Consider the following 12,788-nt stretch of genomic DNA (forward strand, 5'->3'; position numbering starts at 1 on the left):
CCGATGTCGGCACAGCTTCTGGCAGGTGAAACGCTTCTGGCAGCTGAAACGCAGAGGAGCACCGGGCGCGTCCCGGCTACGCGACGAACAGGCGGTGCAGTTCGTTCAACCACGGCACCGCGAAGGCGACGGTCGGTACCACGAGCACTGCCGCCGCGGCGGCGTAGGCGCCCGCCGCAAGCATCCTGCTGTTGGGCTTGCCGCCCAGCCGGCGCACGCGCACGACCGTGGTGGGACCGCCCGCTGCGAGAGCCCCGCGCGGTGCGCGCGCGGATGCGCAGGCGACGAGGGCGCGCGCCAGCGGGGTCGGACCTTCGGCTCGCACGGCAGCGTCGTCGGCGAGCAACTCGATTAGGAGGCGAACGGCGTTGAGTGCGTGCGCGCTGCGCACGAGTCGCGGAAATGCCGCGTGCACAGCGGTGAACATCTCGAGGACCAGATCGTGGCGGGCCCGCAGATGTGCGCGCTCGTGCTCAAGAATTGCGCTGACCTCGTTGTCCGACAAGGTTTTCAGCGCGCCTTCGCTCACCACGACGCGACTTCGGACGCCGGGGAGGCAGTAGGCGAGTGGCTGGTCCACACCGAGGATGCGCAGCCCATTGCGCGCCCTCGGGCTGGAGCGGTGGGCGCCGACGAGGTCGACGACCATTCGGTGGTGGGCCCGCCGGCGTCGCGTCGCGATCGCGACGTTGATCACCGAGACGATCAGCCGTGCACCGATCACCAGCGTGAGGACAAAGACCGTCACATAGGCCGTCCACAGCGGCCAGCCCAGCACGGCGATCTCGCTGGTGATGGTCGCGGTCGGCCGGCCGTCAGGTCCCGGCTCGAAAAGCCGGATGGCGATGGCGATACCCGCGGAGAATGCGGAGAGAACGGCGGCCAGCGCGATCGACTGCCACAACACGATTGCGGCGCGTGGTGCACGCAGGGGCCATGTGGCGCGGGCCAGTAACGCCGGCACGGGCCCTGACAGGATCAGGGCGACGATGGTGAAGGCCAGCGCGGACACACTGTCAGTGTGACTCAGGCGGTGCCCGGACCGCCAGCGGGTCTTTCGGCCTGGTGCTTGTCCTCCAGCTCGGCGAGCGCCCGGCGCAAAGCCGCCGCCTCGTCGGCGCCGACGCGCTCGACGAAATGAACGAGAGCGGCTTCACGACTTCCGGAGTCGGCAGCCTGATCCAGTGCGTCGACCATCAGACCCGCGACCAGTTCGTCGCGGCCGTGCGTGGGCGCATATCGATGCGCGCGATCATCACGGTGCTGCACGACGAGGTTCTTCTTCGCCAGCCGCTGCAACACCGTCATGATCGTCGTATAGGCAAGATCGCGGTGCGCCGAGAGCGCCTCATGCACCTGCCGCACGGTCTGCGGCTCGCCCGCCGACCACAAATGGTCCATGACGGAGCGTTCCAGCTCTCCGAGCCGAGTCAGCTTGGCCATCTTCCGTCCATCTCCTACAGGCAGTAGGTCAAAGGGTACTACGGGTTTACTACCGCGCGTCGTATCAGCTGCGCGCGCAGGTCCGTCGGCCCCGGAGGTTCTCTTCCTCAGGGGAACGTCATGGGGCCTTCCTGTGCGCCCGTCCTGGCATGTGAGTCCCGTCATAGATCCCCCTTCGCTGGTGATCGCATTGTGTTCGCGAGTGTGGTAAGGCTAACCTAAGTGTCAGTTAGGCTAACCTAACTGGCCATTCGAAGTGGAGGTTCCATGACGGTCCTTGTCGAGGATCCGCTGATCGCGAGCATGACGATTAAGCGAGCGCTGCCCATCCACGAATCGAGCCGTCGACTCCGGGCGCTGTACCGCGAATGCCCTCGGGTTTACGGCGTGGCAGTGATGGGCGACCTCTCGCGACGACGCTGGTGGCCACTCGAAGAGATCCTGACAACCGATCGACTGGACAACATGTTCGATGACGGTGTCGCCGAGACCGACAGCCGCGCCGCCGTTGCTCAGCAGCTCGCGGCGACGTTCGCACACGTGGTGATCGGCCGGGTGATCCCGCTACTGGTCCTTGAGGCACGCGCCTGGGACACCGGCCTGGAAAACCTCTGGGTGCATGTGGACTCGGAGGGTGCCATCGACTGGGTCGGCGTGGTTGATCCGACCGTGCGCGCGCTCCAGGACGACCCGTTCTTCCGCCATCGCCGGACACAGGCCGGACGCACAGGCCAGACCGGGATCGTCGCCCTTCCCAGCGAGGCGGCGCTGACCACCTGGATCGCTCATCGCAGCCACCGCGCACTTGGTCCACTCTTCAACAGGCTTGCCGCCGTCAGCGATGGCGCCATGCCCGTGGCGGCGATGTGGCACATCGTCGGAGGTGCGGTCGTCAGTGCGGCAACTCAGGTTCCGCTGTTGGCGGGCTCCAGCGAGGTCGTCAGCATGCGCCGCGGACAGGCGGTCCTCGACGCACTTGTCGGGTTCGGTCTGCCGGTACGCGGAACGTCACGAATGAACACCGGGAAGGTCTTGCTTAATTAGGGCAGCCTTGCCTATCCTTTGGAGGTCGGTTGAACACCGACGTTCGGAACGAACGGACCGCGCCGGAGTCCTGAGGGCTGCAGAGACCCCCGGTCCAACCGAAGGAAGGGCCCTACGCCATGTGCGTGGGGCCCTTCCGCATTGCTGTGCTTCCTCTTTTCCCGTTCCGTGACCCGACGGTGTAGACACGAGCCGTGACGACTGACTTTCGCGAAAGCCTCGGTGCCGGTTTCGACAAGGAGCTCGGGCTGACGTATCTGGAGATGACGCCCGACGGTGGCCGCGCGCAGCTCACGATCACCGAGAAGCTGTTGCAGCCATGGGGAATCGTGCACGGTGGGGTGTACTGCGCTGTGATCGAGAGCATGGCCAGCGTGTCCGGCCACGTCTGGCTGAGCGAGAACGGCGGAGGGACGGTCGTCGGCGTCAACAACAACACCGACTTCCTTCGGGCGATCCGATCGGGAACGGTGACGGCGACGTCGACACCGATCCACCGGGGACGGCGTCAGCAATTGTGGTTGATCACCATCACCGACGAGACGGATCGAGTGGTGGCGCGGGGGCAGGTGCGCCTCCAGAACATCACCGATGCGTAGCGTCGAATCCAGCACCGATGCGTAGCGTCGAATCCAGCACCGATGCGTAGCGTCGAATCCAGCACCGATGCGTAGCAAACGCGCGTGAGCGCTGCTGACTGCCCTCTGTCATGGCAGGATCGCGGCCATGCGTTTGACGCCGCATGAACAGGAACGGCTGCTGCTGTCGTACGCGGCCGAACTCGCCCGCCGCCGTCAGGCGCGCGGCCTCAAGCTCAACCACCCCGAGGCGGTCGCGGTCATCACCGACCACATCCTCGAAGGCGCCCGTGACGGCCGCTCCGTCGCGGAGCTGATGGTCAGTGGCCGTGAGGTTCTCGCGCGGTCCGACGTCATGGACGGCGTACCGGAGATGCTCCACGACGTTCAGGTGGAAGCCACGTTTCCCGACGGCACCAAACTCGTCACCGTCCACCACCCGATTCCCTAGGAGGGCCGCGTGAGCGAGGAGCCTGCATATGTCACCCCCGGGGAGATCGTCTTCGCCGAGGGGGACATCGAGATCAATCCCGGCGCACCACGTTTGGAACTCGACATCGTCAATACCGGTGACCGGCCGGTGCAGGTCGGCAGCCACGTCCACGTGACGCAGGCCAACAGTGCGCTGGAGTTCGACCGTGCGGCGGCGCACGGTCACCGGTTCGACATCCCGGCGGGCACCGCGATCCGCTTCGAACCCGGCGTCGCGCAACGGGTCAGCCTTGTCCCGTTGGCCGGCACCCGGGAGGTGTGGGGTCTGACGCTCGATCCGCCCGGCAGATTGGATCAGCCCTAATGTGCGCCTGCGCGAAGAGGAGACGGACCCGATGACCCGACTGTCGCGGCCTCGCTATGCGGCTCTGTTCGGCCCCACCGCCGGTGACCGCATCCGGCTCGCCGACACCGACCTGTTCATCGAGATCACCGAGGACCGCAGCGGCGGGCCCGGACTGGCGGGCGACGAGGCCGTCTTCGGCGGCGGCAAGGTGCTGCGTGAGTCGATGGGTCAGTCCCGTGTCACGCGCGCCGACGGGGCTCCCGACACCGTGATCACCGGCGCGGTGATCCTGGACTACTGGGGGATCATCAAGGCCGACATCGGCATTCGGGACGGCCGCATCGTCGCGATCGGCAAGGCCGGCAATCCGGACATCATGACGGGCGTGCACCCGGACCTGGTGGTCGGCCCGTCGACGGAGATCATCGCGGGCAACGGCCGCATCGTCACCGCGGGTGCGATCGACTGCCACGTTCATCTGATCTGCCCGCAGATCATGGAGGAGGCACTCGGCGGCGGAATCACGACGATCGTCGCCGGCGGTACCGGACCGGCCGAAGGCAGCAAGGCCACCACGGTCACGCCCGGCTCCTGGCATCTGGCGCGCATGCTGGAGGCGCTCGACACATGGCCGCTCAACGTGGCGCTGCTGGGCAAGGGCAACACCGTCAGCGCCGAGGCCATGTGGGAGCAGTTGCGCGGCGGTGCAGCGGGTTTCAAGCTTCACGAGGACTGGGGGACCACGCCTGCGGCCATCGACGCGTGCCTGACGGTGTGCGAAGAGGCGGGCGTTCAGGCCAACATCCACACCGACACCCTCAACGAGGCGGGATTCGTCGAGGACACGCTCGCCGCGATCAAGGGCCGCTCGATCCACGCCTACCACACCGAAGGGGCCGGCGGCGGTCACGCACCCGACATCATCACCGTTGCAGGGAAACCGAACGTGCTACCGAGTTCGACAAACCCGACGCGACCGCACACCGTCAACACCCTCGATGAGCACCTCGACATGCTGATGGTGTGCCATCACCTCAATCCCAGCGTCCCCGAGGATCTTGCGTTCGCCGAGAGCCGCATCCGCCCGTCGACGATTGCGGCCGAGGACTTGCTGCACGATATCGGCGCGATCTCGATGATCGGCAGTGACGCCCAGGCGATGGGTCGTATAGGCGAGGTGGTGATGCGGACCTGGCAGACCGCGCACGTGATGAAGCGCCGCCGCGGATTTCTGCCCGGCGACGTGGGCGCCGACAACATACGGGCGCGCCGCTATGTCGCGAAGTACACGATCTGTCCTGCAGTGGCGCACGGCATGGACCGGGAGATCGGGTCGGTTGAGGTGGGCAAGCTGGCGGACCTGGTGCTGTGGGAGCCGGCGTTCTTTGGTGTGCGTCCGCACGCAGTGGTCAAGGGTGGGATGATCGCGTGGGCCGCGATGGGTGACGCCAATGCGTCCATCCCGACTCCGCAGCCGGTGCTGCCGCGGCCCATGTTCGGCGCGTCGCCTGCCGCGGCCGCCCAGACGTCGCTGCATTTCGTTGCGCCACAGGCAATCGAGGCACATCTGTCGGAGCGGATTGCCGTCAATCGCCGGCTTGTTCCCGTCGCGAGCGTTCGCGGTGTCGGGAAGGCGCAGATGCCGCTCAACGACGCCACCCCGGACATCCAGGTCGACCCGGACACGTTCACCGTCCGCATCGACGGTGAGGTGTGGCAGGAACAACCCGCCGCGGAACTGCCCATGGCGCAGCGATACTTCCTCTTCTAGGCGATTTTCCGGTCACGATGTCGAACCTCGTCACGTTGCTCGCGCTGTCTGATTCTCGGCTGCCGACAGGCGGGCATGTCCATTCGGGCGGCATCGAGGAAGCGGTGACAAGCGGTCTGGTCGTCGACCTGGCGTCGCTGCGCGCGTATCTGACGCGGCGTATCCGGACCACGGGACTCGTCACCGCATCCCTGGCTGCCGCGGTACACCGCGGTACGTTCTCCGCTGTGGCGGGCGGGTCCGGAGATCTCGAAACTGATGCGCGCACACCGTCTCCCGCTGCCCGGCAGGCTTCCCGGGCGCAGGGTCGCGGCCTGGTGCGGCTCGCCCGGCGGGTGTGGCCGGACGAGACGTGGGACGCGCTGGGTCCGACTCCGCACCTAGCAGTTGCTGCCGGAGCCGTCGGACGGGCGGGCCGCCTCACCGATCAGCACACCGCGTTGTCGATCGTTTACACCACGATGACCGGGTCGGCCACCGCGGCGCAGCGACTGCTGGCCCTCGATCCCGGTGACGTCGCGGCGCTGACGTTCGAGCTGTCCGAGTTGTGTGAACAGGCCGCGGCCGATGCAGCCAAGGATGTCGCCGACCTGTCCGATCCACTGCTGGACCTGCTCGCGCAGCGTCACGTCGAGCGGGACCGTCCGTTGTTCGCGTCCTAGGTGTCTGCTTCGTGCCCAGAGCAGCCCAGTATTGCTGTGGGACGATCAGTTTTACGCCCCGTCTCACAGAATGGTCAGGTATGCCTCCGCACTTGCTCGACGGTCAGCCCCACGGCCACATCGACCGACCCCGCCGCACCCGTCAGCCGGGGGAGCCGTTGCGGATCGGCGTCGGCGGCCCTGTCGGGTCGGGGAAGACGGCACTAGTTGCCGCTTTGTGCAGACAACTGCGCGACGAGCTGTCGCTGGCAGTGCTGACCAACGACATCTACACCACCGAGGACGCGGACTTCCTGCGCCGCAACGCCGTCCTTCCCGACGACCGCATCGCCGCGGTGCAGACCGGTGGGTGTCCGCACACCGCGATCCGCGACGACATCACCGCCAACCTCGACGCCATCGACGACCTGCTCGCCGGACACGACAATCTGGAGCTGATCCTGGTCGAATCCGGCGGGGACAACCTCACGGCAACGTTCTCCTCGGGCCTGGTGGACGTCCAGATCTTCGTGATCGACGTCGCAGGCGGCGACAAGGTACCCCGCAAGGGTGGGCCTGGTGTCACGTTCTCGGACCTCCTGGTGATCAACAAGACCGACCTGGCTCCTCTGGTGGGGGCGGACCTGGATGTCATGCGCCGCGACGCCGCTGCGGTCCGCGGCGACCGCCCGTTCGAGTTGATCTCGCTGACCGCCGACCCGGCGGCCACCCCGGTGCTGCGCTGGGTCCGCGATCAACTGCGGATTGCGCAGGCCGTCTAGGTGCGTTCCGACGTCGTCATCGTCGCCCGACCGAAGCGCTCACCTCACATCGAGTGCAGCGGAGGGATCGCGGCGCGTCTCACCGACATCGACACCGTCCATCTGGTGTCTTCGGTCGCGACGCCGCTGGGCGGCGACGCGATTTCGATGCGTGTGGTGGTCGAGGCAGGTGCGCGTCTGACGGTACGCACCGTCGCAGCGACGGTCGCGCTCCCCGGCGCGACCACCACGGAGTCCCATGCGACCTGGTGCCTCGAGATTGCGGGGGAACTCGACCTGGACCCGGAACCGACGATCGTCGCGGCGACGTCCCGTCACTTCAGCGCGACCACAGTGACATTGCACGAGGCCGGATCGCTGCGGCTGCGAGAGCGGGTTCAGATCGGCAGAACCGGTGAGCGGCAGGGCTTCTGGTCGGGCTCGCTGTGCGCCGATGTCGATTCGAAACCGCTGCTGCGTCATCGCGTCGAGTTGGGCAACGGCTCGGTGGCTAATGACGAGATCTCCGCGCCTCGGGCGTGCGTCAGCGAATTGCACTATCCCCGAGGCGATGTCGACGCCGCAGGGGTGACGCTTGCACTTGCCGCAGGCGGCTGTTTGGCCACCTGGCAGGGTGACCGCCTCTAGCTTGCGGCTTTCTCCGTCTCTTGCACCGACGCCGCGATCTCCTCGAGTTCCTCGATGCGTATTCGCGCGTAGGCCTGCTGTTCGGTGATCGTCAGCTGGCCGCGGTTGCGCCCGAGGAATGTGACCGTCCACGACAGTAGCGTGGCGATCTTGGTCTTGAACCCCACCAGGTACACGAGGTGCAGGAGCAACCATGCCAGCCACGCGATGAAGCCACCGAATTCGAGCTTGCCGATCTTGGCGACAGCGTTGAAGCGCGACACCGTGGCCATCGAGCCTTTGTCGAAGTAGCTGAACGGCTCCCGTTGGCTGGGGTCGGCGCCCTTGAGTTCGGCGGCGATGGTCTTGGCCGCGTACTTGCCGCCCTGGATCGCGCCCTGCGCCATGCCGGGAACATTCTCGACGGCGGCCATGTCACCGACGACGAACACGTTCGGATGGCCTGGAATCGACAGGTCAGGAAGAACTTTCACGCGGCCTGCGCGATCGAGTTCGACACCGGACTGGTTGGCCAGGTCGCGTCCCAGCGGGCTGGCTGATACGCCGGCCGACCAGACCTTGCACGCTGCTTCAATGCGGCGCATCGTGCCGTCGGGATCCTTGACGGTGATGCCGTTGCGGTCGACGTCGGTGACCATCGCGTTGAGCTGGATCTCGACGCCCATTTTCTCGAGGCGGTCCTGGGCTTTCTTGCCAAGCTTCTCGCCCATCGGCGGCAGCACGGCGGGTGCCGCGTCGAGCAGGATGACCCGCGCCTTGGTCGAATCGATGTGGCGGAAGGCGCCTTTGAGGGTGTGGTCGGCCAATTCCGCAATCTGCCCTGCCATTTCGACACCGGTCGGTCCTGCACCGACGACGACGAAGGTCAGCAGCTTCTCCCGGCGGGCGGGGTCGCTGGAACGTTCGGCTTGTTCGAAGGCGCCGAGAATACGACCGCGCAACTCAAGCGCATCGTCGATCGACTTCATGCCGGGCGCCCACTCGGCGAAGTGGTCATTACCGAAGTACGACTGGCCCGCGCCGGCCGCCACGATCAAGCTGTCGAACGGGGTCACGTAGGTGTGACCGAGCAGTTCGGACCGGACGGTTTTGGTGGCCAGGTCGATGTGCGTGACGTCCCCGAGTAGCACCTGCGCGTTCTTCTGGTTGCGCAGGATCACGCGGGTCGCGGGAGCGATCTCTCCCTCGGAGATGATGCCGGTGGCGACCTGGTATAGAAGCGGCTGGAACAGGTGGTGGGTGGTCCGGGCGATCATCTTGATGTCGACGTCGGCCTTCTTGAGGGCCTTGGCTGCGGTCAACCCACCGAAACCCGATCCGATGATGACCACTTTGTGGCGGTCGGACGGATTGGCTCCGGGATGGCTCATGGCTGCTCCTTGTCGAAGTCCGTGGCTGAATTGCCTCGGATACCTTCTTTACCCATTCAGAACAACGAAAACCTTAGTCGCTGCCCTTCCGGGCGGCGCGGTGAGATGCGCCACCCGCGGCGAGCCGCGGATCCTGCGGCGCCTCGACGGCGGCGTCAGCCCGCGACCAGTGGCCTGAGTGCTTCGCCGAGCGCCGTGATCTGCCCGGGCTGATAGCCGACGGTCTGCGTGGGCACGAACAGGATCACACCGTCCACACCCGCGTCGAGCACCTTCGCCTTGATCTGCTCGGCGATCTGTTCGGGGCTGCCGACGACCATCCGCTGTTTGAAGTCGTCCGGGACCATGTCGAGGCTGAGACCCTCGCCGACGAGGGCGCCGATCAGCATGCTGGTCTCCAGCGTTGCCGGGTCGCGATCGATTTCCTCGCACTTCTGCTTGACGACGTCGATCTTTCGCGCCAGTTCGTCGAAGCCGGCGATGACGTTGAGGTGGTCGAAGTGCCGGGCCGCCAACGGGATCGTCTTCTTCTCGCCGCTGCCGCCGATCATCAGCGGAATGTGCTCACGGAAGCGAGGATTGGCCATGGCGTCTTGCACTCGGTAGTGCTTACCGGTGAATGTCGGGTGCTCGCCTTTGAGCATCGGCAGAATGATCTGCAGCGCCTCGCCGAGTTTTTCGAACCGGTCGGTGAACGTCCCGAATTCGTAGCCGAGCTGATCGTGTTCGAGCTCGAACCAGCCGGTACCGATACCAAGAATGGAACGGCCCTGACTGATGACGTCCAGGGTGGTGATCGCTTTCGCCAGCAGCGTCGGGTTGCGGTAGGTGTTTCCGGTGACGAGCGTGCCCAGCTGAACGTTCTCGGTCGAGGCGGCCAGTGCGCCCAATGCCGTGTAGGCCTCCAGCATGGGCTGATCCGGAGTTCCGATCCCGGGCAGTTGATAGAAGTGATCCATCACGAAGACGGAGTCGAAGCCCGACGTGTCAGCCTCTTTCGCCTGCGCGACGACGGTGGGGAAGAGGTCGGAAACGCCCGTCCCGTAAGAGAAGTTGTTGATCTGAAGCCCGAGTTGAATGGTCACGGGTTGACCCTACGCACGGGCGATGTGGCCGCGTCGGCTATTTCACTCGACGCGAAGCGCGGAACAAAATGGCGTACTGGGAGGTTTTCTCGAGGTTGCGCTACGCGAAGTTAGCGAGCGCACCGTGAGTGACATGCAGCGTCTGGCCGGTGATGTGTCGAGCTGCCGGGGTGGTGAGGAACAGCGACAGCCGCGAGATCTCGGCGCTCACCGACGGCGGGGTGGCGGCCAAGCCGTCATAGCCCGGCTCGCTACCGCGGCCGACCGCGACGGCGTTGACGGTGATGCCCCGGATCCCGAAGTGGTTGGCCTGGCCGGCGGTCCAGTCAGACACTGCGGCCTTGATCGCGCTCGCGGCGCTGCCTTCGCGCGGAGGATCGGGAATCACGGTGATGATGGATCCGCCGGAGCGCATGTGGTCGCCGAGGACCTGCACGGTCAGCATTGCCGCAACCAGGTTCGCGTCGAAGAGGCCACGCCACTCGGCGGCGTGGTCGTCGAGCGTGTAGGTACGCGGATCGCCGCCGTGCCACGAAGGCGCGGGGACGTTGATGATCGTGTCGAGATGGGCGGGCACCTGGCCGTGCAGCGCGGCGACAGAAGCCGGGTCGGTGTTGTCGAACACCAGGGCGTCCACGTCCAACTCTTTGGCGAGAACCTCGAGATCGTCGCGGCGGCGGCCCCCGATGAACACCTTGTGTCCGGCTTCGCAGAAGCTCTCGGCGATCGTGCGTCCCAGATCGGTGTCAGATCCCGTGATCAGCACATCCATCGACGACCCTCCTCATGTGTTCGACGCTGAACCCAGCGAGCGCCGCCCATGTTACTGGACAGTAGCTAGATCAGAAACCCGGCGCGCCGCGCGTCCGAGCCGCCTGCCGGACAGCCGAGCCAGACGAGCTGCCAGGACGACACTGAGCTCGAACCACGTCTCATGGGGACACCCGCCCCCGTAACGGCGCACCGCATCGGTTCGATGAGAGGGTTAGGACTTCGCGATCAGCCAACCGCATATTCGACACCACCCGCACCCCGTGTGGGTGGTGATGTGCGTCAGCTAACACTAGGAAATCTGCTGATCTGCTGTTATTTCGCTTGCAGCAATATAACAATTGAGCACATTTTGACCACCCCACACTTGCGTCACGGCTGCAACACGGTAGTTTCTTCTCCATGGATCAGCCGGATGTGCATCCTGACCGCATCACGGGCGCGCCGACGCCGTTTCGCCGCTCGGCACTGACAGGCGCCGCCGCCGCATTAGCGGCTGTGTTGACGCTGCCTGCTGTGGCATACGCCCAGCCTGCGCCACCCCCGTCGCCGACCCCGCCGCCGCCCGCGGTCGAGGCACCGCAAGCCCCACCGCCGCCCGCAGTCGACGCTCCGCAGGCTCCGCCGCCGCCGGCCGATCCGAACGCTCCGCCACCGCCGCCGGCCGATCCGAACGCGCCGCCACCTCCGGCGGTGGACCCGAACGCGCCGGCACCGCCTGCTGACCCCAACGCTCCGGCGCCTCCGCCACCCGAGCCCGGCCGCGTCGACAACGCCGCCGGAGGATTCAGCTATGTGGTCCCCGCGGGATGGAAGATCTCGGATGCGACCCAGATCTCGTACGGTCAGGCGCTGCTGACCAAACTGCCGCCCGAGGGCTCGCCGCCTGATGCGCAGCCGCCGAACGACACCAGCGTGCTGCTGGGCCGGCTGGACCTGAAGCTGTTCGCCGGCGCGGAGACCGACAATACGAAGGCGGCTCAGCGGCTCGCGTCGGACATGGGTGAGTTCTTCATGCCGTTCCCGGGCACGCGGATCAACCAGCAGACTGTCCCGCTGGACGCCAACGGAATGACGGGCGTCGCGTCGTACTACGAGGTGAAGTTCACCGATACGAACAAGCCGAACGGCCAGATTTGGGCCGGTGTGGTGGGTGCGCCTACCGCGCCTGGTACGCCACGCGGCCAGCGCACGCCGGAACGGTGGTTCGTGGTGTGGCTGGGCACGGCGACAAACCCGGTGCCGCAGGCCGAGGCCGTCACGCTGGCGAACTCGATTAGGCCGTGGAGTCCACCACCGCCTCCGCCGCCGCCGGACCCGAACGCGCCTCCGCCGCCGCCGGACCCCAACGCGCCCCCGCCCGACCCGAACGCTCCGCCGCCGCGGCCCGCCGTCGGCGTCCCCGTGCCGGTCGATCCCAACACCGCGCCAGGAATGCTGCCGCCTGCCTGACCCCAGGCCGGCGAGGCAGGGCGATCGTGATGATTTCGTCGCCCGTTTGTGCAGCCATTTCGTTACCTAGGATCGGTATACCTGGGTGATGGCCCGGGTGCGGCCGCACCGGGGCCGGCTGGCGACAGGAGACCCCCATGGACGTGCTCGCTGCAACAGAAATTTTGGCCCGTTCGACGACGCTGACCAGCGTGGGTTGGATCGGTTACATCATCATCGGCGCGATTGCGGGATGGATCGCGGGCAAGATCGTCAAAGGATCGGGGTCCGGCATCCTGATGAATATCGTCATCGGGATCGTCGGCGCGCTGATCGGCGGCTTCTTGCTGAGCTTCTTCCTGGACACCGCGGGCGGCGGGTGGTGGTTCACGCTGTTCACGGCCATCCTGGGATCCGTGATCCTGCTGTGGATCGTCGGCAAAGTGCAGGGCCGGTCGCGCGTCTGA

15 protein-coding genes are annotated in these 12,788 nt (G+C 66.3%); 10 read left to right on the forward strand and 5 right to left on the reverse strand.

The genetic code is table 11. The annotated features are described in order from the left end of the window. Window positions 1-76: 76 nt before the first annotated feature. Complete coding sequence (locus tag AWC12_RS26625; RefSeq protein WP_024447964.1) at window positions 77-1,012, reverse strand: M56 family metallopeptidase; 936 nt, start codon at window positions 1,010-1,012, stop codon at window positions 77-79. A gap of 14 nt (window positions 1,013-1,026) precedes the next feature. Next, entirely contained in the window at window positions 1,027-1,443 is a 417-nt protein-coding gene (locus tag AWC12_RS26630) for a BlaI/MecI/CopY family transcriptional regulator (RefSeq protein ID WP_024447965.1), read from the reverse strand. 267 nt (window positions 1,444-1,710) lie between these two features. On the opposite strand from AWC12_RS26630, the gene AWC12_RS26635 reads away from it, so the two are divergent. From AWC12_RS26635 to AWC12_RS26670, 8 genes are all read left to right on the forward strand, one after another. Next, the gene (locus tag AWC12_RS26635; protein ID WP_024447966.1) at window positions 1,711-2,487 is read left to right on the forward strand and encodes a hypothetical protein; all 777 of its coding nucleotides are present in this window, start codon (window positions 1,711-1,713) and stop codon (window positions 2,485-2,487) included. Window positions 2,488-2,681: 194 nt separating this feature from the next. Further along, a complete protein-coding gene (locus AWC12_RS26640) occupies window positions 2,682-3,086 on the forward strand; it encodes a PaaI family thioesterase (RefSeq protein ID WP_024447967.1) in 405 nt (134 codons plus the stop codon). Window positions 3,087-3,213: 127 nt separating this feature from the next. Then, entirely contained in the window at window positions 3,214-3,516 is a 303-nt protein-coding gene (locus AWC12_RS26645; protein WP_024444830.1) for an urease subunit gamma, read from the forward strand. Window positions 3,517-3,525: 9 nt separating this feature from the next. After that, a complete protein-coding gene (locus tag AWC12_RS26650) occupies window positions 3,526-3,861 on the forward strand; it encodes an urease subunit beta (RefSeq protein ID WP_024444831.1) in 336 nt (111 codons plus the stop codon). 31 nt (window positions 3,862-3,892) lie between these two features. Then, window positions 3,893-5,614, forward strand: a complete 1,722-nt coding sequence (locus AWC12_RS26655) for an urease subunit alpha (protein ID WP_085178054.1) — start codon at window positions 3,893-3,895, stop codon at window positions 5,612-5,614. A gap of 17 nt (window positions 5,615-5,631) precedes the next feature. Beyond that, a complete protein-coding gene (locus AWC12_RS26660; RefSeq protein WP_024444833.1) occupies window positions 5,632-6,276 on the forward strand; it encodes an urease accessory protein UreF in 645 nt (214 codons plus the stop codon). An 80-nt stretch (window positions 6,277-6,356) separates the two neighbouring features. Continuing rightward, on the forward strand, window positions 6,357-7,037 hold the full coding sequence (ureG, locus tag AWC12_RS26665; RefSeq protein WP_085178010.1) for an urease accessory protein UreG: 681 nt from the start codon (window positions 6,357-6,359) through the stop codon (window positions 7,035-7,037). Further along, entirely contained in the window at window positions 7,038-7,664 is a 627-nt protein-coding gene (locus tag AWC12_RS26670; RefSeq protein WP_024444835.1) for an urease accessory protein UreD, read from the forward strand. Here AWC12_RS26670 and AWC12_RS26675 read toward each other — a convergent pair. The 3 genes from AWC12_RS26675 to AWC12_RS26685 form a co-directional block, all read right to left on the reverse strand. Beyond that, a complete protein-coding gene (locus tag AWC12_RS26675; RefSeq protein ID WP_024444836.1) occupies window positions 7,661-9,034 on the reverse strand; it encodes a type II NADH:quinone oxidoreductase Ndh in 1,374 nt (457 codons plus the stop codon). The genes AWC12_RS26670 and AWC12_RS26675 overlap by 4 nt on opposite strands. Before the next feature lie 155 nt (window positions 9,035-9,189). Then, complete coding sequence (locus tag AWC12_RS26680; protein WP_085178011.1) at window positions 9,190-10,119, reverse strand: LLM class F420-dependent oxidoreductase; 930 nt, start codon at window positions 10,117-10,119, stop codon at window positions 9,190-9,192. A 100-nt stretch (window positions 10,120-10,219) separates the two neighbouring features. Further along, entirely contained in the window at window positions 10,220-10,891 is a 672-nt protein-coding gene (locus tag AWC12_RS26685; RefSeq protein WP_085178012.1) for an SDR family oxidoreductase, read from the reverse strand. Window positions 10,892-11,292: 401 nt separating this feature from the next. Between AWC12_RS26685 and AWC12_RS26690 the strand changes: the two genes are divergently transcribed. Further along, window positions 11,293-12,342 (forward strand): APA family fibronectin-binding glycoprotein, encoded by a 1,050-nt coding sequence (locus tag AWC12_RS26690; protein ID WP_085178013.1) that lies wholly within the window; start codon window positions 11,293-11,295, stop codon window positions 12,340-12,342. A gap of 137 nt (window positions 12,343-12,479) precedes the next feature. Continuing rightward, complete coding sequence (locus tag AWC12_RS26695; protein WP_024444840.1) at window positions 12,480-12,788, forward strand: GlsB/YeaQ/YmgE family stress response membrane protein; 309 nt, start codon at window positions 12,480-12,482, stop codon at window positions 12,786-12,788.

Origin of the sequence: Mycolicibacterium iranicum (assembly GCF_002101705.1) — a bacterium.
In the GTDB taxonomy this organism is placed as follows: Bacteria; Actinomycetota; Actinomycetes; order Mycobacteriales; family Mycobacteriaceae; genus Mycobacterium; species Mycobacterium iranicum.

What these genes read in the sequence shown, in the direction of transcription:
- AWC12_RS26630 (WP_024447965.1), bottom strand. Translation starts at nt 1,443, where the DNA reads ATGGCCAAGCTGACTCGGCTCGGAGAGCTGGAACGCTCCGTCATGGAC.
- AWC12_RS26635 (WP_024447966.1), top strand. Translation starts at nt 1,711, where the DNA reads ATGACGGTCCTTGTCGAGGATCCGCTGATCGCGAGCATGACGATTAAG.
- AWC12_RS26645 (WP_024444830.1), top strand. Translation starts at nt 3,214, where the DNA reads ATGCGTTTGACGCCGCATGAACAGGAACGGCTGCTGCTGTCGTACGCG.
- AWC12_RS26655 (WP_085178054.1), top strand. Translation starts at nt 3,893, where the DNA reads ATGACCCGACTGTCGCGGCCTCGCTATGCGGCTCTGTTCGGCCCCACC.
- AWC12_RS26660 (WP_024444833.1), top strand. Translation starts at nt 5,632, where the DNA reads ATGTCGAACCTCGTCACGTTGCTCGCGCTGTCTGATTCTCGGCTGCCG.
- ureG (WP_085178010.1), top strand. Translation starts at nt 6,357, where the DNA reads ATGCCTCCGCACTTGCTCGACGGTCAGCCCCACGGCCACATCGACCGA.
- AWC12_RS26675 (WP_024444836.1), bottom strand. Translation starts at nt 9,034, where the DNA reads ATGAGCCATCCCGGAGCCAATCCGTCCGACCGCCACAAAGTGGTCATC.
- AWC12_RS26685 (WP_085178012.1), bottom strand. Translation starts at nt 10,891, where the DNA reads ATGGATGTGCTGATCACGGGATCTGACACCGATCTGGGACGCACGATC.
- AWC12_RS26690 (WP_085178013.1), top strand. Translation starts at nt 11,293, where the DNA reads ATGGATCAGCCGGATGTGCATCCTGACCGCATCACGGGCGCGCCGACG.
- AWC12_RS26695 (WP_024444840.1), top strand. Translation starts at nt 12,480, where the DNA reads ATGGACGTGCTCGCTGCAACAGAAATTTTGGCCCGTTCGACGACGCTG.